The following is an 18,370-nucleotide window of genomic DNA, read 5'->3' on the forward strand; positions in this document are numbered from 1 at the left end:
AAAATCCAGAAACCGGTCCTCCCTTCAGGGCCGGTTTTGTGGTTGGTTGTGGCAAACTGACGGAGATTTGCCATGCCCGGGTTCGACAGCCTGTTTCCTTTTTTCATCGCCACTGCCATCTTTGCCTTCATGCCGGGACCGGCGATCCTTTATACCGCCGCGCAAACGGTGGCGCGGGGGCGCAAGGCTGGCTTTATGGCGGCGCTGGGGATTCACCTGGGCTGTTATATCCATGTGATCGCGGCGGCCCTTGGCCTGTCGGCCATCTTCACCCATGTACCGCTGGCTTACACGGCGGTGAAGCTCGCGGGCGCGGCCTATCTGGTGTGGCTCGGGGTCAAGATGGTCCGGCAGAAGCTGGCGCCTGCGGACACCGCCCATGACCAGGAGATGATCGGCCAGACCAAGTCTGCCCAAAGGGCCTTCTTTGAAAGCATGACCGTGGAAATTCTGAATCCCAAGGTGGCCATCTTCTTCATCGCGTTCCTGCCGCAGTTTGTGGATGCGCACGGAGCGTGGCCTGTATGGGCCCAATTCATGGCGCTGGGGGCATTTGTGAATATCTGTTTTTCAAGCGCGGATGTGATGGTGATCTTCGCCGCCGACCGGGTGGCCAAGGGCATGAAGGGTATTGGGCGGAAACTGGATTTGCCGAACAAGGTGGCGGGTCTTGCGCTTATCGGCCTTGGCGCGCGGCTTGCGCTGGCCGACGATTAGGACGGATAAGGGAAGCGGCATACATCCACGCCGCTTCCCTCGAATTTTGGTCAGATAACGCCGTAGCCGTTCAAAAGGCCGGCGATGCTGGCAATCAAAATCACCAGCCAGCTGAACACCGTGCCCCAGAAGCGGAACGGGTTGCGGCCTTCGAATTTGCCGAACGTCAGGCCGTGCATAAAGCGCCCAAGCACAAAGAAGGCAGCCAGCACGATCAGGAAAATCGGGTTCACGCCCCGGTATTCCAGCAACCCGATCAAGATCATGCCAAAAGGTGCATATTCTGTCAGGTTGGCGTGCGCCCGGATGGCGTTTGCCAACTGCTCGTCACCGCCATCGCCGATAGAAACCTTGGCGCGCCCTCTGTTTTTTGCAACGTTATATGATAAGTAGAAAAGAAGCAGGCCCAAAAAGCTTGCGGAAATCAATGTAATGGTCATAAGCCCTCCCCGATTGATATAGGGGAAGGTGGTGCTTGTGGGCACCAAGGTCAAGTAGGGATTAAAAGTGGCACGGCAGGTAAAAGATCGATTCAGGGACTGGAATTTGCTGCATAAATCGGTGGTGGCATTGATTGCAGCTTTCTTCGTCAGTGTTGTCTACAGGGCCGTCATTGTGATCGACGCCGGGTTCGAGATGGAGCAGGAAATGGTGATGCCATATGCCGCTGAAGCCATCTGGCCGTGGATTTATCCACCCGAGCGCCGCACCGACTGGCAGGCCTGGCAGATTGATTATGCGCCTTATGTGGGCAAGCCAGACCAAGCAGAATCGACCCGCCTGGTGCGGTGGAAGCAAGGTTTCAAGCATTGGCATGCTATTGAGCGTACGACTGAAGTGGTGCAGCAGCGTCTCTATGCCACCGTGCAGGAATCAGACAAGGACGTGCGCTGGTTCCGGGTTGAGCTGATCCCCGAAGGCCCTTGCAGCACCCGCGTGCGCCTGCACGACGTGGCGCGCCCGAAAAAATATGAAGAACGCTTCTGGTTTTTCACCCGCCGCAAAGACGAACAGGATCGGCTCGACAAATCGCTTGAAGCCCTGGACCGCTGGGTTGGCGAAACAGCAGGCGCGTGCGAGGTCTCCGCAGACTGATCCGGCCTGGGGTGGCCTGCGAGGCAGGCACTCAAATTGTTCTGGATCGACCGCCGGTTTGTGCGGTCAGGTGGGGCAGGGTCAGGCGTCGCTGACTTCAAAGTCCGTGAATTCCCACTCGTCGATATTTTCCATCTCGGCCAGGAACAGGTTCTCTGCGGCTACCACTGCTTCCTCTTCGGACGCGGCCTCAACATCAGTAACCCAATAGAAGGTACCATGTGGAAGTGCTGCTTTCAGGGTAACGGTGCGACGAGCCATAGGGGTGTCCTTAATTCTGCTTGTTTGGTGCTTTCTGGAAACATCTCACAAGCGCCGGTCTAGCATGAAGCAAAAGCCCCTGCAATCACCCCGATGGCTATTTTCGCCTTTTTGAAGAATCGTCCTAGAGGGATCGCCCGATCAGTTCCTTCATGATCTCAGATGTGCCGCCATAGATGCGCTGAACGCGGCTGTCGGTATAATGGTGGGCGATCTCATATTCGGCCATGAAACCATAACCGCCATGAAGTTGCACGCAGGTGTCCACCACGCGGCCCTGCATCTCGGTGGTCCACAGTTTGGACATGGCGCCGCCCACAGCGTCCAGCTCGCCTTTCACATGGCGTGCCAGGCACTGGTCAATGAAGGCCCAGCCCACATCGATTTCGGTTTTCATTTCCGCCAGTTTGAAACGGGTGTTCTGGAATTTGGCAATCGGCCGCCCGAACGCGTGGCGCTCGTTGACATAGTCCAGCGTGATATCGAATGCCCGCTGGGCCCCCGCCATGGCAATCACGCCAATCGACAGGCGTTCCTGCGGCAGCTGCTGCATCAGATACATGAAGCCGGCACCCTCAGCCCCGATCAGGTTGGTGGCGGGCACGCGCACCTCGTCAAAGAACAGCTCAGACGTGTCGGACGAATGCTGGCCGATTTTCTCAAGGTTGCGGCCGCGGCGGAAGCCCTCGCGGTCCGCTTCCACAACCACAAGGCTTACGCCCTTGGCGCCTTCCTTGGGGTCGGTCTTGCAGGCGACGATAACGAAGTCGCAATTCTGGCCGTTTGAAATGAAGGTCTTCTGGCCGTTGACCACATAATGGTTGCCGTCCAGCTTTGCCGTGGTCTTGATGCCCTGCAGGTCTGATCCCGTGCCCGGTTCGGTCATGGCAATGGCGCCAACCATTTCGCCCGTGGCCATCTTCGGCAGGATGCGCTCTTTCAGGTCGTCGGACCCATAGTGGAACAGGTAGGGGGCCACGATGTCTGAATGCACCGCCAGCGCGGCACCACCGGCCCGGTTATAGACCTGTTCCTCGTTGATCACGCAGTTGAAGCGGTAATCGCCGCCCACGCCGCCGTATTCCTCGGGCATCTGCGGGCACAGGATGCCGGCTTCACCGGCCTTGTTCCAGAACTCGCGCGGGACCTGCCCGGCCTTCGACCAGTCCTCGGTATAGGGCACGGCCTCGGCTTCAAAGAATTTGCGGACGGCGTCCCGGAAAATATGGTGCTCTTCATCGTAAACTGCGCGGCGGGCCAGCATATGGCTTCCTTCCCTTTTGTTCCCTCTGGAACATGAAGATGGGGCGGTGGCAGGAGGGAGTCAAATAAAATGGACGCAGCAGTCTATTAAATGCAGTTGTTTGTGGGAAAGTACCCACTGACGGGTATTGCCCGTCGGTATCGGGAGGAAATGGCGCGGCATAATCGGCGTACAAAAAAAGGGACCGTCCGGTCCCTTCCTGCGTCTCTGGGTTTTGGGCCCTATGGGTGTGCCCCCAAAGTGCCCTTTTACCCGGTCTGTGCCCTTTTTAACCCGCTTGTGCCCGGCGGTAGGACCGGATCGCTTCGTTCATGCGGATCTGAAGTTGGCGGCGGCGCTCATGTACGGCGGCCAGGTCTTCGTCCCAGCGTGCCTGCTGGTCTTTGGTCAGATACGGCATGATTTTGGCGGCCCGCTGGTCCATGCAGGTCAGATATTCGTCTACCTTTTTGGAGTATTCCAGGATGGCGTCGCGGCTGTCGCGAATCTGGTCAGCATCGGCAACGGCCCCATTGGGCACAGGCGGTTCGTCCATCGGTGGCTCACCGCAATCTGCAGCAAAAACAGAAGTGCTTACAAGCACATAGCCGGCGAGTACTAGAGACAGGGTTTTCATCATCAGTTCGTTATCCTTACCAGTCAGAGACCGCATCATACAAAGTTTGGCGCCGAGGGCAATTGCCATAAAGGCTTATGCCTGATCAGCTTGGCCAAATTGCGGCGGTTGGCTTGGTCGTGCTCAAGGAAAGGGCCGGCACCGGGCCAGCCCTTCACTTTGCCTGGGGTGCCTTAGTCGGCCTTCTTGGCCGCGGCTTTTTTCTTGGGTGCCGCTTTCTTGGCGGCAGGCTTTTTCTTCGGTGCAGCCTTCTTGGCAGGCTTTTCTTCCGCCTGGGCTTCACCGCCAGACAGGTCGATCGGCTCGGGCGCTACATCGTTAGCCGCCGCCGATTCCGGTGCTGGGCTGCCGGTTTGCTGCGCCGCCGCCGCTGCCTGCTGGGCTTCCATTGCCTGCCTGCGAGCTTCGTCTTCCGCTTTGGCGTGCTCAGGGAACAACTGGCGGTACACCGCGTTCACGCGGCCACCAACGTCCGACAGCGCTTTTGCAACAGCCTGCAGGTTATAGCCCACACCGCGGTAGTAGAAGGTGTGTGTGTTCGGGTTATAGGCCCGATAGATGCACTCTTCCGGTGTGTTGCCTTCGCCAAGCTGGGCAGGGTCACCGACAAAGTCGAAGACAACCTGGCGACCTTTGGTGTTGGTGATCCATTCTTCGACCTTCTCGTCGGCGCGCTCCCACAGCTCTGCCAGACGGCGATCATTCAGTGGATGCTTCTCCGGCAGTTGCAGCACTTTCCTGAGGGCCTCACCACGACCGCGTGCACGGGCGCGGGTCGGCCACAGCAGCGACGAGATCTGGCTCGATGGCATCAAAACCATCTGGCCGCCATAAAGGACGCCGTTGGCTGCCTTGTTGACTACTGCCTGGTTGAAAAGGTCGAACGAGGCCTGCGCGTGCAGGCACTGGTTCCGGAGTTCGTGAATGTAAATGGCAAGCGTATTATTATCCATGTCAACTATTCGCTTTATTCTTGAGTTCGTTCGCAGCTGTCTCTCCGCACCTCCTCCCAGATGGTGCGCCTGAATTCCCTATTCAAGCCGGAGACTGCCCCCTATGGCCTGAGCGATAGCACAAGCGATCCCCCAAATACTAGCACGGAATCACGCCTTTCGGCGGAAGACATACGCTTGTGTCATTGCCAGAACACAGGGAAGGCGGTAAACTGCCAATGGGTGAAACTAGTTGGGTGCAAAAATGGCAGATGCTGCTTTTGCTGCAGGCTCGCAAGGCGCGAGCCCCGTTTCTCGTGCGGAACGTCCTTCCGCGCGCCCCAGCGGCTCGTCTTCAGCCCAATCTGCCGACTTCAGCCGAAGTCTGAACCAAGGTCAGGGCGAATCGGGTAGTTCGTCACTACGCTTGTTCCCGGGCCAAGGCGCAAATGCAGCCCAGCCTGGTCGTGGCCTTCTGGGGAACGGCGTGTCGTTCCTGCTGGCCCAGACCCGGACGCAGGAAGCCAGCGCACCGCTACCGCCAGTTTCCAATTTCGAGCGCGCCAAGAACCGCTATCTGGAGACCCAGTCCAAGATCAAGGACACGATCGCAGCCAACAGCATCCTGCGCGGCGAGGCGGACGTTGCTGCCGACGCAGAAGAAGCCTCAGCTCAGTCCCAGATATACGATGATGACGTCGAAGAAGCCCAGCCTGGCCGTGTGCAGTATGGTTCCGGCAGCCTGATCTAGGCTTTCCAGCGCAAGATTTGTTTCATATTGGATTAGGACGCAAGGCGCGATGTGAGGATCGTGAGCCAGCGGGTTACCCGCTTTTCATGCTCGCCCGGTTTGCTGTCGCCAATCGGCTTGCGGCTATAGATAACAAGGCTGCTTGAATAGCCATCGATATCCAGAATACGAACTGTCAGGACTGCAGGGATGCTTTCACCCGGGAGACGCTCCAGAAAATCAAACTGGTTGTTGACCGGGTCGAAGCTGTAGGTCCGAATGGTGGGCATATTGTCCACATAGTCGGCCAAAGCCAGTCTAAGTGTGCCGGCATCAACTTCAAAGCGGGCAGCAGGGCCGTTGGTTGTCGCAGCTTTGCAGAGAGTGCCCGGGCACAAAAGGTACCCGGTCTCATCCCCGTCGAAAGGCAGTGTTTCAAATTCCACCGTTTCGAGCGTGCCGCTCTCATCACCGAAAAGACTATCGCCCCCGCCGATCTGGACCATGAAATAGACTGCCAGTCCGATGACAATGACGAAAAGGCAGAGACCGATAGCGAGGGAGCGAAATTTTTCCAGCATGATAACCTATTTGACCAGTTGCTTAACCCAGGATCGAGCCAAGCTGCATGGCAAGGCTCATGTCGCCTTCTACACGCAATTTACCAGTCATGAAAGCCATCTGTGGATTAAGGTCTCCTTCTGCGATCTGAACGAAGTTATCCATCGTGACTTTAACAGTGCAGTCAGCTTCGGAGTCTTCGTTGTCGACCACGCTAGGCGAAGCCTTGCCGTCGATGCGCACAACGCCGTCGTCGCCAAAATCAAACTTGATGATAGCAGCCAGTGGGGAATGCGAGCCAACGCGGCCGCGGATTTCTTCGGTGATTTTTTCCAGTGACATAATGTCCTCCCTTACAACTGATTGTGAATATTGGACTTATCAGTCCAGAAATCAATCAGTTATTTTGTTCAATTTAATTCTGGTCGTCTTTTTTCTTCTTCAGCTTGCCTACGAGGCTCGACAGGCCTTCTTCCAATTTGCCTTCAGCGCCAGAGGCAATATCCTTCAGTTTGTCAGATGCGCCAGCCTTGATCAGCGCTTGGGTGATTTGTGGCTGCAGCACCGCCATGATGTGCCGTGCGATTTCAGCCGGGGCCAGGCCTTTTTCGTCTGTTCCAAGATCGGTGATGTTGAAATCAGCCAGCTGGATGGTCTGGTCCACTTTGATGGAGCCTTCATTCTTTACAGCCACCTGCGCACCGCGGATTTGCATGCTTTTGATTGTCAGGGTGATGTTGGACGGGGCGGTTTCTTCCGAAGGACCAACATTCTGTTGCAGCCTTTCAAAGTTTGTTTTGCCGTCGATACGTCGGGCATCCAGCATCGGAGCATCAATCACAATGCTGTCGATAATAATATGATCCGACATCAGTGTGCTGGGCCGCAGTTTCATGTCAAAACTGCCAACGCTTGCAATCTTGCCCTCGCCATATCCTTGCGGTTGGCCAATCTCAAGCCCCTTGATGGCAACCTTGCCAGAGAAGGGCGACAAGGACACGCTTTCAACAGTCACCGGCACCTTCAAAGTTTCCGGTCCACCGGTCTCCACGCCTACTTTGACAATATTGTCGAGTTGGACGTATGCCACACCCACACCGATGAGTATGATGACTACCAACCCAAGAAACAGCTTTTTCATTGTCGTGCCTCCGTCCCGTTTTGATCCGACTTGCCAGTATGATGGCACTGTTTTACGGCCTTGTTAAGGCATAAGACAGCAAGATCATTTGAACAAAAGTCTTAACGAATCCCGTCAGTTATGCCAGCATGGCCGTAAGGCTTGGCAAGTTTACCAAAAAGGGTGGTGATTTCATGGCAGTGCTGACGCAGGTGCTCCTTCTGGTATCTTATATGATCCTTGGTCTGGCGGTGATGATCATTCCGCCGCGCCTGTTTGACATGCCCGAGCAGCTGGCACAGCTGCTGGGGGTGGTTGTTTTCTTCGGCGCCTGGCAAATCCAGAACCTGTTCACCGTGAAGCGGATTGAGAAAGAAACCGCAGCGCGCGTCGCAGTGCTTGAAGATGTCACGACCATCTTGCGTGGCGACCTGGAGCGCACGCGCCGCAAGACGGAACAGGGCGACGAAAAGAGCATCGAGGTTGTTGGTGAGCTGAAGGTGCTGCACACCCTGCTGACCCAGTTGACGAAGCGCGAAGGTGAGCTGGAAGCCAAGGGTATCAAGGTGGCCAAGCCCGCGAAACGTGGCGGCAAGGCTGGAATCATCGAACCTACAGACGAAGATGCCATGGCACTCAGCGCCGATCATGTGCCGGAAAAGCCTGCTGAACAGCCAGAGGCCAAGTCAACGAAGGCAGCCAAAGCAGAGCCAGGAAGCGATGTAGATGGCGAGGCCAACGATGACGGTGACATGGAGCTTGATGAAATCGAGTTGACGCCGGAAGAGGCTGCCATGGCGGTGGTGGATGAAGGCGACGGCACGGAGCCCTTGCCACAGGACGAGGATGGTGATGAGGATGAGGGTGCGGAGCCTGGCTCGGCTGTGTCCCGCGCTGCTGGCGCGAGCCCGAAGGCACCTGTGCGTGGCAAGAAGGCACAAATCCGCCTGATCAAGCGCGAAGACCAGCTTCTGTCTGTGATCCGCAGTTCGCTGGCGGAAAACCGGGTGGACCTCTATCTGCAACCGATCGTCACGCTGCCATCCAGGCGGTCTGTGCACTATGAATGTTTCTCCCGCGTACGGGATGAAGAAGGCCGTATTATCCTGCCCCGCCAATATATGCGGGTAGCGGAAAACAAAGGCCTGATCGGCACCATCGATAACCTGCTGTTGTTCCGCCTGATCCAACTGGTACGCCGGCTTGGCAAGCGTCGTCCGAAGGTACGCTTCTTCATCAACATGTCGCGCCATTCCATGGAAGACGAGGAATTTTTCCCGCAGTTTATCGACTTTATGTCTGCCAACTCTGAATTCCGTGACCGATTGGTGTTCGAGATCAGCCAGGAAGACTATTATCTGCTGCCGGGCGAAGTGAAGGAGCGCCTACTGGCGCTTGGGCGCAAGGGGTTCGGATTCTCCATGGATCTTGTGAAGGATTTCAACAAGGACTTTACCTATCTGGGCGAAAACAAGTTCCAGTTTATCAAGTCCGACCTGAAGGATCTGATGATTGCGCACCCGGAAGAGGGCGACGTGGAAGCGATCAAGTCTTTCCTCCGTCGCAACGGTATGCAGCTTGTCGCCAGCCGGGTCGAGAGCGAAGATGATGTCCTGATGGCGCTTGAATCCAAGGTAGAATATGCACAGGGGTATCTCTTTGGCGAGCCAACGTCGGCTGCAAACCTGAGCAGCGAATTTTAATCTGTAGCGAGTAAGCCGCTGCGGGCGTCCGCCCCGGGCTCAAACTCCAAACTCTGGAGACTGTTTCATGCCGAATTCATCCGGCACCAGCGTACATATGGCCGTTGGACTTAGGGAAGTGATAGACGAAACCGACCTCGTGATATGCGACTTGTGGGGCGTGATGCACGACGGGTTACGCCTGCATGCGGACGCCGTTGAGGCCATTCAACGAGCGCGTGATGCGGGAGTGCGGACAGTGTTCCTGTCAAACGCACCGCGTCCTCGAACCCATGTGCGCGATCATTTGATGGAGATGGGACTGCCTACATCCCTGACCGATTTTGTCGTCACATCCGGTGGTCTGGCCCGAGACGAAGTGCGCGAGCGCTTTATGGACGCCCGGCTTTATCACGTGGGCCCGGAAGGAGACCGTAACACGGTGGAAGGCCTGCCGGTCACGGATGTGGACCACCCGGATGAGGCTGACATCATTCTGGCGACAGACCTCGATTTTCAGGATGTGGAGGCCCACGGTCCGTGGCTCAGGGCTGCGGCCGAGCGTGGCGTGCCATTCCTGTGCGCCAATCCGGACAGAATTGTCCATGTGGGCGAACGGCTTTATCCATGTGCGGGTGCAGTGGCTGACCTGTATGCATCCATGGGCGGTGACGTGCACTGGTTCGGCAAGCCGACGCCCCAGGCGCTTCAGTCCTGCCTCAAGGAAGTCGGGATGGATTGTAGCACGCCGGGCTCCCGTGTCCTGATGGTGGGAGACAGCCTGCAGACGGATATGGCGGGCGCGAGTGCGGCCGGTTATCGCGGCCTGTTCATTACCGGCGGCATTCACCGCGACGAAGCGCCCCTTCTGGACCAGGCAGCGAACAAGGCTCGCGTACCGGTGCATAGTTTCCGCAAGATATTCGGCGAGGAAAAAGCGGTGCCGCACGCGGTGATGCAAGCCTTGAAATGGTAACGTAACCCAAAGAAAAACCGGGCCGCAGAATGCACCTGGGCCCGGTTTCCATTTTATCTGGTAATCTAATCTAGCCGAACAAGGCGTCGATATCGTCCTGGCTGACCTCTTCGCCTTCAGGAAGGTCGATTTCTTCCTCTTTGGCTGGTTCAGCTTTCTTTTCGGCCTTTTTCTTTTCTTCCTCAGCCTTCTTCGCCTCTTCCGCCTTCTTCTTGGCCTCTTTGGCCTCCACGTCAGCTACTGGATCGAAGTCTTCCTCGAACATGTTGTCGAGTTCCTTGGGCGAAACGGCTTTTGGCGGCTCGACCTTGGGCTCGGGTTTTGGTTCAGGTTTTGGCTGTGGAGCAGGCGCAGGAGCCGCTTCCGCTTTTGGCTCAGCGGCAGCACCGCCACCCAACAGGGCGTCGACCTCAGATTGGTCAATACCTTCGCCTTGAAGGGCAGGGCCGGAAAGCAGCGATTTGTCTTCCGGTATCGGGCCTGCAGCTTCTTTGGCTTCTTCGATATCCTGATCGGTAACACCCAGAAGGTCGCGCAGCTCCATTACACGTGTCTCGATGTGGGCTAAAGTCTCCACAACTTTCGAGATGCGCTGGCCTGTGATGTCCTGGAAGGAGCAGGCTTCGAAGATGCGCATCACAGCATCCTGGCTGGTGGCGACATAATTGTCTTTGTCGTCCGGGTCCAGGCCCATGATTTCCTCAGCCGCCTCCATGATGGTGTTGGTGGCTTCTTCGGTTTGTTGGACGATTGCATCTAGCTCAAGCCCAGCCCGTGGAATGCGCGCACTTTCCAAGTCACCCGGCTGCAGGGAAGCAATTTCCTTGCGGGCATTGGAGATATAGTCGCTCAGGGACCGGCATTCCCGGTAGATAGACGTGTCGATGGACTTGAAGAACACGGACATGGTGCCGATCAGCACTTCAGTGACCGAAGCTACATCGGTCAGGGACAATTGCGTCGTATCTTGCTTCCGTAAGCTGTCGACTAGCAGTTGAATCTGCTTCGGAAGCTCTGGGGTTGTCATTAAAAGTCTCCGAGAACCGCGACTAGTTTGGTCTTCAGTGTCGCCGCGTTGAATGGCTTAACAATATAGTTGTTAACGCCTGCCTTCTTGGCGGCAATCACGTTATCTGTCTTGGATTCTGCCGTCACCATAATGAACGGTGTGTTCTTGATTACATTGTCGGCGCGAACCTCTTTCAGGAATTCGTAACCGGTCATCGGTTCCATGTTCCAGTCAGAGATGATCAGGCCATACTGTTTAGCCCGTGCTTTCTCAAGCGCCATTGCCCCATCCGTGGCTTCGTCAACATTGTTGAAGCCAAGTTGCTTCAGAAGGTTGCGGACAATCCGCAGCATTGTCTTGTAGTCGTCGACGATAAGGATCGGCATACCCATATCAACGGCCATGATAATTCCTCAATATTATTGATTACGCACCTTCAGTGCCAACCTGACACCGCTAAATTCCCTATTCAGGACACTAGCCCTGATAGCATGAAGAATTGGTTAACCCATCGGTGCACAAGTTTCAAACACTAACTCATTCTTTTGAAACCATATTATTGCGCCGGGCTCCGGCAATCAGCAAGAAAGAGTGGACAAAAACTAATGAAATCCGCCATTTAGGACCATATTCTGCCACCGTTGCATACCCAGAGGACAGGAAAAAATGGTTCAACAGCTTTTTTTTGAAGATATGAGTATCGGCCAAAGTGACTCGATCACCCGAACGATAACAGCGGAAATGATTGAAGCATTTGCGGAAATTTCGGGCGATGTGAACCCGCTGCACCTGGATGCCGAATATGCAGCAACCACGCGCTTCGGTGAGCGGATCGCCCATGGGGCCCTGACCGCAAGTTTTATCTCCGCCGTTTTGGGGACCAGGTTGCCAGGCATTGGTGCCGTGTTCATGCACCAAAGCACAAAATTCCTTGCACCGGTCAGGATTGGTGACACCGTGGTGGCGTCGGCCGAAGTAACGGCCATGGAAAAGAACCGGGTGTCCTATGAAACCAAATGTATGGTAGGGGACAAAATAGTGGTGGCGGGCGACGCATTGGTGTATGTCCCGAGCCGACCAAACGCATAAATTTCGAGCTCCTGTAGATGCAGGGGCTAGGTAGCAACAGGAATGGGTCAATCCATGCGCCTACTGCGGCACATCAATGAAGTCAGCGCTGAGCACCGCGGCAATGTGGTTGCGCTCGGTAACTTTGACGGGTTTCATCGTGGCCACCAGGTGGTGATTGGCGAGGCTGGCAGGCTGGCACGCCAGATGAAGCAGGGCCTGACAGTCGTGGTGACCGAGCCGCATCCCGTTAGCTTCTTCGCACCCAAGGTGCCGCCGTTTCGCCTGACACCGTTTCGCGAACGGGCCCAGCTTCTGGAACAGTTCGGCATTGACCAGCTACTGGTGCTGTCGTTCGATAAGTCTCTTGCTGGCATGCGGGCTCAGGATTTCGTGACCGAGATTCTTCTGAAGGGGCTGGACACCAAACATGTGTTTGTGGGCTATGACTACCGTTTTGGCAAAGGCCGGGGCGGCGGCACTGACGTGCTGGCCTGGATGGGCGAAATGGAAGGCTTTGGCCTGAGCGTTATCAAGCCTGTAACCGTGGGGCTAGAGGGCTATGCTGGTGAAGTCTACAGCTCCACGCTCGTGAGGCAGGCCCTGCAGGCGGGTGAAGCGCGCAAGGCCGCGGCCCTTCTGGGGCACTGGTGGTCGATCAATGGCCGGGTGACCAAAGGCGATCAGCGTGGTCGTACCATCGGGTTTCCAACGGCCAACGTGGAACTGGGTGAGAGCCTGCAGCCCAAGCTGGGTGTTTATGCAGTTCGCGTTCATATAGAAGGTGACGGCCGGGTGATCCAGGGCGTTGCCAACGTTGGCAACAGGCCAACCTTCGACAAGCGTGATGTCCTCCTTGAGGTGCACCTGTTTGATTTCGATGAAGATCTTTACGACAAGCATCTGCGGGTGGAGCTTGTAGCGTTCCTGCGGGCCGAACAGAAGTTTGACGGCATTGATGCGCTCAAGGACCAGATTCACCGGGACAGTCGGGTGGCGAGAATTGTTCTGGCGGAGCCGGAAAACGCGCGCGACCGGCTTGAACCGCCGACGCTTGATCGTTATCTCAAGCTCTTTCCTGAACCACATATCCGCGCGCGCTAAAGCCGCTCGGATACACATTCAAGTCTTGCGGGGGGGCACAATGGAACTTCTTATGGATTACCATGTCTGGGTCAGCTTTCTGACCCTGACAACGCTTGAGATCATCCTTGGCATCGATAACGTCGTTTTCATTGCGCTTTTGGTCGGGCACCTACCCGAAGGGCAGCGCAAGCGCGCCCGTATGATTGGCCTGACCCTGGCCCTTGTGATGCGCATTCTGCTGCTGTTGGGCGTTGCCTGGATCATCAGCCTGCAAACCCCTTGGTTGACGGTGTTCGGGCAGGCCTTTTCCGGCAAGGATATGCTGATGCTCCTTGGCGGTGGCTTCCTGCTTTATAAGGGGACCAACAGCATCCATGATGAAGTGACCGGTGACTATAAGGAAGAGATCAAGGCGGTCACGGGCGGCATGGCAGCCGTTATCCTGCAGGTTGTTTTTATCGACATTATATTTAGTTTCGACTCCGTAATGACTGCGGTGGGTATGACCAAAGTCATTCCGGTCATTGTTGCTGCCATGACCGTGGCAATGCTGGTGATGATGTTCTCAAGCGGCTATATCGCAAGCATCATTGAGCGGTTCCCGACGCTCAAGATTCTCGCGCTCAGCTTCATCATGCTGATTGGTGTGTTCCTTGTGGCGGAAGGCCTCGGGTTCCATGTGCCGAAGGGGTACATCTATTTTGCCATGGCCTTCTCCCTTGGCGTGGAAACCCTTAACTTGTTGAGGCGCCGCCGAAAGGCTGCAAGGCAACAGGGCTGACCTATCCAACGATATGAATGAATTGCAAGCCTGGCGCCAGACAGGAGCCGGGCTTGTTCTCTATGGGTTGGCGCTGCAATGGCTTCAAACCGGTTTTCGCTGTAGCCGGCCGTAGCCCGACTATTCCTGAGCGCTCCCGAAGAAGCGACATGATTAACGCACCTTTAATGAACGCGTCCTAGGCTAGGCTTGCAATCATTATGGAGATGATCCGATTAGTGGACCGGGTGAAATTCTGGCAAACCTTCATGTAATGTTGGCGCTTGGCAATGATCAGGCGTCATCGAGCCTCAAGGATATGATGCTCAGGCAGCGGATTGGCGTGGTGACGCCGGTGAATAACCGCGATGCCGTCGAGATGATGCTGGATCATACATACAATATGCTGGTCATTGATGAGCACTTTCCTGACCTGGGCGGTATCGATTTCTGCCGCTTCATCAGATTGACCAGCAGTCCGATGGCGGTTGCCCCAATTATCTTTGGCATTCATGAGCCCGACCAGAAAAAGGTAATGGCTGCACGGGATGCGGGCGCTACCAAGATCGCGGTGATGCCATTTTCCTTCACTACCCTGATGAAATCCATTGAAGCCGCTGCGACCGACACACGGTCTATTGTCCAGCATACAAGCTACAATGGTCCCGACCGACGTACACGGATGGCGCCTGTGCCGGGTGGTGTTGACCGGCGCAGGACAGAGCCCACCATTATAGACCGAGCGACCCAGTTGAGCATTCTCAGGGGCGAGAATAGCTGACTGGTGCCTACCCCCACCCTTCGTGAAAATTTGAAGCGATGCTTGAGTTAGGCGCGTGCGTCTTATATGACGAATTGCACTAACTATGTTTATTGTTTGGGGAGGGCCGCGCGTGAAGCTGGGCGAGAAATCCGATCTTCGAGTGTTGATCGCCATGGCCAACGGTCAGGCCGCCGTGGGTGCACGTGCCGTTTTCAAAGAACAGGGCGCCGCTGTTTTCCAGATTGCTGAAAACAATCGCGACGCAATGGAAAAGATGAACGTGGAACAGTTCAACCTCTTGCTGGTTGAAGACACCTTCCCCGATATTGGCGGCATCGATTTTTGCCGCTTTATTCGCATGATGAATGCGCCAATCTCGGTTGCCCCCATCATCTACGCGATGAAAGACCCAGACCGGGAAAGCGTGAACCAGGCTCGGAACGCGGGTGTGACCAAGATGGTGGTGATGCCCTTTACCACGGCCAGCCTAATTAAGAATCTGGACGACATTCTCCTCAGGCCGAAGCCCTTCATTCGCGTGACCGGCTACTATGGTCCCGACCGCCGCGTAGGTGGTGGCGACTATTCCGGGCCGGAGCGCCGCAAGAAGCAACAAGGCGTTTTCGCGGTTGCGAACCAGAAAAAGGTCTTCAAAGGGCTCTGATAGCCTGCCTTTCCGCTCGACACCCGGGGTCAAGATTGATAAAAGTGCCGCCATGCAAATCCACAGTAAATATGGCTGGCCTGTCGCTGGCATCATTATTCGAATTACTGGCCCGGCGCTAATAGACTAGCGACCGGGGTTTCAAGTTTACACATTTTCCAGAATTCCTTTGGGTGCAACGCAATTTTGAAGCGGCCCCATTTATCAAGAGCGAGACAAACAGTCATGTCTGCCGACAATAGTGAAAAGCGCGATTACCGCGATACCGTCTTCCTGCCGAAAACCGATTTCCCCATGCGCGCAGGCCTGCCCCAGCGCGAGCCAGAGTTCCTGAAGCGCTGGGAAAAGGATGCCATCTATAAAACCTTGCGCGAGGACGCCAAGGGCCGCGACAAGTTCGTGCTGCATGATGGCCCTCCGTATGCCAATGGCAACATCCACATCGGCCATGCGATGAACAAGATCTTGAAGGATGTGATCGTCAAGTCGCAGCAGATGCAGGGCAAAGATGCGCCTTACGTGCCAGGCTGGGATTGCCATGGTCTGCCGATCGAATGGAAGATCGAGGAAAAATACCGCAAGAAGAAGAAAAACAAGGACGATGTTGACCCGGTTGAATTCCGCAAGGAATGCCGCGCCTTTGCTGATGAGTGGATCGGCGTACAGCGCGAGGAATTCAAGCGCCTTGGCATCTTCGGTGACTGGGAAAAGCCGTATCTGACGATGGATTATGCGGCCGAGGCCCAGATCGTTGAGGAACTGCTGAAGTTCTCGACAAGCGGTGCGCTTTACCGCGGTTCCAAGCCTGTGATGTGGTCCCCTGTTGAGAAGACGGCACTCGCAGAGGCTGAGGTTGAGTATCACGACCACACGAGCGTGCAGATCGATGTGTCCTTCCCGTTTGTCAAAGTCCCGCATGAAGACCTTGAAGGTGCGCGCGTGGTAATCTGGACCACCACCCCGTGGACCATTCCGGCCAACCGCGCCGTCTGCTATGGCCCTGACATCGATTATATCGTGATTGAGGTAACCGAAGCTGGCGAAGGCGCCCAGGTTGCTGAAGGCGACCGCCTGGTTGTGGCCGAAGCACTGGTGCTTGAGTTCGTAAAGCGGGCACGGATTGAGAATTATCTGGTGATCAGCCACCTGAAGGGCAAAGCCCTTGAAGGCGGTGCGCTGGCGCACCCTTGGCGCGGTCAGGGCTATGACCTTGATGTGCCGATGCTGCCGGGCGACCATGTCACCACCGAGGCTGGTACCGGATTCGTGCACACGGCCCCCGGCCATGGTGACGACGACTATCAGGTCGCTCATGTGAAGTTTGGCATTGAAGTGCCGTACACGGTTGATGAAAGCGGTTGCTACTATGAGCATGTGCCGCTGGTGGCTGGCGAGCATGTTTATAAGGTGGCTGACAAGGTCTGTGAGCTGCTGACGGATGCCAGTGCACTTGCCAGCAAAGGCCACCTGACCCACAGCTACCCGCACAGCTGGCGCTCCAAGGCGCCGCTCATTTTCCGCAACACGCCACAGTGGTTCATCTCCATGGAGAAAAGCGGCCTGCGCGGCAAGGCGCTCAAGGGTATTGAGGATACCAACTGGTACCCGGCGGTATCGGAAAACCGTATCCGCGCGATGGTTGCTGACCGCCCCGATTGGGTAATCTCTCGCCAGCGCGCCTGGGGCGTGCCGATCACCGTGTTCGTACACAAGAAAACCGGTGAGCTGCTGCAGGACGCTGACGTCAATGCCCGCATCGTGGCTGCGGTCAAGGATGGTGGTGCAGATGCATGGGTGGCGATCCCAGCGCAGGACTTCCTAGGCGACAAATATGACGCTGAGGACTACGAGCAGGTGCACGATATTCTCGATGTATGGTTCGACAGCGGCTGCACCCACGCTTTCGTTTGCGAAGCGCGCGACGATCTGCAGTCCCCTGCGGACCTCTATCTTGAAGGGTCTGACCAACACCGAGGCTGGTTCCAGTCAAGCCTTCTGGAAAGCTGCGGTACGCGTGGTGTTGCACCTTACAAGAATGTGCTGACACACGGCTTCACCATGGACGGTGAAGGCCGCAAGATGTCCAAGTCCTTGGGCAACACTGTGGCGCCACAGAAAATCATCCAGCAGTATGGTGCCGATATCCTGCGCCTGTGGGTGACGTCTGTGAACTATATGGAAGATGTGCGCATCGGTGACCAGATCATCCAGGGCCAGGTTGATGCGTATCGAAAAATCCGCAACACCATGCGGTACTTGCTGGGTAACCTTGCGGGCTTCACGGAAGAAGAGCGCCTGCCAGCGGCCGAAATGCCGGAACTGGAGCGCTATATCCTGCACCGCCTGGCGGATCTGGATACGCTGATCCGGGAAAAGGCGAACACGTTCGACTATAACCCGATCTTCCAGGCGCTTTACCAGTTCTGCATTGTTGAGCTGTCGAGCTTCTACTTCGATATCCGGAAAGATTCGCTCTACTGTGACGCTGAAGGCAGCAACCGCCGCCGCGCTGTCCGTACGGTGCTCGATGAAGTGTTCAACCGCCTGACCACATGGTTCGCGCCGATCCTGGCCTTCACGGCCGAGGAAGTGTGGCTGTCCCGCTTTGGCGATGACGCTGAAAGCGTTCACCGTCAGGCCTGGCCCGAGACGCCTGCGGATTGGAAAAACGACGCGCTCGCGGAAAAATGGACCATGATCCGCCGCCTGCGCCGCGTTGTGACCGGCGCGCTGGAGTTGGACCGTCGTGAAAAACGTATTGGCGCCAGCCTGCAGGCTGATGTGGCCATCTATGTGGCTGACCACGCTTATGTCGACGCGCTGGGTGGCCTTGATGTGGCAGAGCTGATGATCACCTCTTCAGCCCGCCTCATCGAAGACGCGGCACCAGAAGGCGCCTTCACCCTTGATGACGTCAAGGGCGTGGCTGTGGTGACTGCGGCGGCAAGCGGTGACAAATGTGAACGCTGCTGGGTGGTGTCTGAGGAAGTCTCAGCCCACGGTGAACTGTGTAACCGCTGTGCGGACGCTGTCACCGGGCTTGACGTCCAGGCTGCAGGGTAATCG

At 56.3% G+C, this 18,370-nt stretch carries 21 protein-coding genes; 11 read left to right on the plus strand and 10 right to left on the minus strand.

Annotation, left to right across the window (positions count from 1 at the left end; genetic code table 11):
• Nucleotides 1–72 precede the first annotated feature (72 nt).
• Complete coding sequence (locus KORLAC_RS01605; RefSeq protein WP_068301867.1) at nucleotides 73–717, plus strand: LysE family translocator; 645 nt, start codon at nucleotides 73–75, stop codon at nucleotides 715–717.
• A gap of 50 nt (nucleotides 718–767) precedes the next feature.
• Here the strand turns inward: KORLAC_RS01605 and KORLAC_RS01610 are convergent, their stop codons facing one another.
• Entirely contained in the window at nucleotides 768–1,157 is a 390-nt protein-coding gene (locus tag KORLAC_RS01610; protein WP_068301868.1) for an MAPEG family protein, read from the minus strand.
• A 67-nt stretch (nucleotides 1,158–1,224) separates the two neighbouring features.
• On the opposite strand from KORLAC_RS01610, the gene KORLAC_RS01615 reads away from it, so the two are divergent.
• On the plus strand, nucleotides 1,225–1,812 hold the full coding sequence (locus KORLAC_RS01615; RefSeq protein WP_139167483.1) for a hypothetical protein: 588 nt from the start codon (nucleotides 1,225–1,227) through the stop codon (nucleotides 1,810–1,812).
• Nucleotides 1,813–1,893: 81 nt separating this feature from the next.
• Here the strand turns inward: KORLAC_RS01615 and KORLAC_RS01620 are convergent, their stop codons facing one another.
• From KORLAC_RS01620 to KORLAC_RS18950, 4 genes are all read right to left on the minus strand, one after another.
• On the minus strand, nucleotides 1,894–2,073 hold the full coding sequence (locus KORLAC_RS01620; protein WP_068301875.1) for a hypothetical protein: 180 nt from the start codon (nucleotides 2,071–2,073) through the stop codon (nucleotides 1,894–1,896).
• A gap of 124 nt (nucleotides 2,074–2,197) precedes the next feature.
• Nucleotides 2,198–3,334 carry an acyl-CoA dehydrogenase family protein gene (locus KORLAC_RS01625; protein WP_349680331.1) on the minus strand — a complete coding sequence of 379 codons (1,137 nt, stop codon included), beginning with the start codon at nucleotides 3,332–3,334 and terminating at the stop codon, nucleotides 2,198–2,200.
• Between the two features lie 271 nt (nucleotides 3,335–3,605).
• On the minus strand, nucleotides 3,606–3,956 hold the full coding sequence (locus KORLAC_RS01630; protein WP_139167485.1) for a hypothetical protein: 351 nt from the start codon (nucleotides 3,954–3,956) through the stop codon (nucleotides 3,606–3,608).
• Nucleotides 3,957–4,126: 170 nt separating this feature from the next.
• Nucleotides 4,127–4,906 carry a hypothetical protein gene (locus tag KORLAC_RS18950; protein ID WP_068301885.1) on the minus strand — a complete coding sequence of 260 codons (780 nt, stop codon included), beginning with the start codon at nucleotides 4,904–4,906 and terminating at the stop codon, nucleotides 4,127–4,129.
• 244 nt (nucleotides 4,907–5,150) lie between these two features.
• Here KORLAC_RS18950 and KORLAC_RS18755 point away from each other — a divergent pair, with 244 nt between their 5' ends.
• A complete protein-coding gene (locus tag KORLAC_RS18755) occupies nucleotides 5,151–5,636 on the plus strand; it encodes a hypothetical protein (RefSeq protein WP_139167487.1) in 486 nt (161 codons plus the stop codon).
• A gap of 32 nt (nucleotides 5,637–5,668) precedes the next feature.
• Here the strand turns inward: KORLAC_RS18755 and KORLAC_RS01645 are convergent, their stop codons facing one another.
• The 3 genes from KORLAC_RS01645 to KORLAC_RS01655 form a co-directional block, all read right to left on the minus strand.
• The gene (locus tag KORLAC_RS01645; RefSeq protein ID WP_068301891.1) at nucleotides 5,669–6,196 is read right to left on the minus strand and encodes a hypothetical protein; all 528 of its coding nucleotides are present in this window, start codon (nucleotides 6,194–6,196) and stop codon (nucleotides 5,669–5,671) included.
• Nucleotides 6,197–6,218: 22 nt separating this feature from the next.
• Complete coding sequence (locus KORLAC_RS01650) at nucleotides 6,219–6,518, minus strand: SCP2 sterol-binding domain-containing protein (protein WP_068301897.1); 300 nt, start codon at nucleotides 6,516–6,518, stop codon at nucleotides 6,219–6,221.
• Nucleotides 6,519–6,591: 73 nt separating this feature from the next.
• Complete coding sequence (locus KORLAC_RS01655) at nucleotides 6,592–7,317, minus strand: DUF748 domain-containing protein (RefSeq protein ID WP_068301900.1); 726 nt, start codon at nucleotides 7,315–7,317, stop codon at nucleotides 6,592–6,594.
• Nucleotides 7,318–7,490: 173 nt separating this feature from the next.
• Here KORLAC_RS01655 and KORLAC_RS01660 point away from each other — a divergent pair, with 173 nt between their 5' ends.
• Both KORLAC_RS01660 and KORLAC_RS01665 read left to right on the plus strand, forming a co-directional pair.
• The gene (locus KORLAC_RS01660; protein WP_160328573.1) at nucleotides 7,491–8,999 is read left to right on the plus strand and encodes an EAL domain-containing protein; all 1,509 of its coding nucleotides are present in this window, start codon (nucleotides 7,491–7,493) and stop codon (nucleotides 8,997–8,999) included.
• Nucleotides 9,000–9,066: 67 nt separating this feature from the next.
• A complete protein-coding gene (locus tag KORLAC_RS01665) occupies nucleotides 9,067–9,954 on the plus strand; it encodes a TIGR01459 family HAD-type hydrolase (protein WP_068301905.1) in 888 nt (295 codons plus the stop codon).
• A gap of 70 nt (nucleotides 9,955–10,024) precedes the next feature.
• On the opposite strand, the gene KORLAC_RS01670 is transcribed toward KORLAC_RS01665, so the two are convergent.
• Together KORLAC_RS01670 and KORLAC_RS01675 are read right to left on the minus strand one after the other, a co-directional pair.
• The gene (locus KORLAC_RS01670) at nucleotides 10,025–10,981 is read right to left on the minus strand and encodes a protein phosphatase CheZ (RefSeq protein WP_068301910.1); all 957 of its coding nucleotides are present in this window, start codon (nucleotides 10,979–10,981) and stop codon (nucleotides 10,025–10,027) included.
• The gene (locus tag KORLAC_RS01675; protein ID WP_068143631.1) at nucleotides 10,981–11,367 is read right to left on the minus strand and encodes a response regulator; all 387 of its coding nucleotides are present in this window, start codon (nucleotides 11,365–11,367) and stop codon (nucleotides 10,981–10,983) included. Before KORLAC_RS01675 ends, KORLAC_RS01670 begins: the two co-directional genes overlap by 1 nt.
• A 262-nt stretch (nucleotides 11,368–11,629) precedes the next feature.
• Between KORLAC_RS01675 and KORLAC_RS01680 the strand changes: the two genes are divergently transcribed.
• The 6 genes from KORLAC_RS01680 (at nucleotide 11,630) to ileS (ending at nucleotide 18,367) form a co-directional block, all read left to right on the plus strand.
• The gene (locus KORLAC_RS01680) at nucleotides 11,630–12,052 is read left to right on the plus strand and encodes a MaoC family dehydratase (RefSeq protein WP_068301913.1); all 423 of its coding nucleotides are present in this window, start codon (nucleotides 11,630–11,632) and stop codon (nucleotides 12,050–12,052) included.
• A gap of 54 nt (nucleotides 12,053–12,106) precedes the next feature.
• Complete coding sequence (locus KORLAC_RS01685; protein ID WP_068301915.1) at nucleotides 12,107–13,135, plus strand: bifunctional riboflavin kinase/FAD synthetase; 1,029 nt, start codon at nucleotides 12,107–12,109, stop codon at nucleotides 13,133–13,135.
• 40 nt (nucleotides 13,136–13,175) lie between these two features.
• Nucleotides 13,176–13,898, plus strand: a complete 723-nt coding sequence (locus tag KORLAC_RS01690) for a TerC family protein (protein WP_068301919.1) — start codon at nucleotides 13,176–13,178, stop codon at nucleotides 13,896–13,898.
• Between the two features lie 253 nt (nucleotides 13,899–14,151).
• Nucleotides 14,152–14,658 carry a response regulator gene (locus KORLAC_RS01695; protein WP_068301922.1) on the plus strand — a complete coding sequence of 169 codons (507 nt, stop codon included), beginning with the start codon at nucleotides 14,152–14,154 and terminating at the stop codon, nucleotides 14,656–14,658.
• A gap of 112 nt (nucleotides 14,659–14,770) precedes the next feature.
• The gene (locus tag KORLAC_RS01700; protein ID WP_068301928.1) at nucleotides 14,771–15,304 is read left to right on the plus strand and encodes a response regulator; all 534 of its coding nucleotides are present in this window, start codon (nucleotides 14,771–14,773) and stop codon (nucleotides 15,302–15,304) included.
• 225 nt (nucleotides 15,305–15,529) lie between these two features.
• On the plus strand, nucleotides 15,530–18,367 hold the full coding sequence (ileS, locus tag KORLAC_RS01705; RefSeq protein WP_068301930.1) for an isoleucine--tRNA ligase: 2,838 nt from the start codon (nucleotides 15,530–15,532) through the stop codon (nucleotides 18,365–18,367).
• Nucleotides 18,368–18,370 lie beyond the last annotated feature (3 nt).

Source organism: Kordiimonas lacus (genome assembly GCF_001550055.1).
Taxonomy (GTDB): domain Bacteria; phylum Pseudomonadota; class Alphaproteobacteria; order Sphingomonadales; family Kordiimonadaceae; genus Kordiimonas; species Kordiimonas lacus.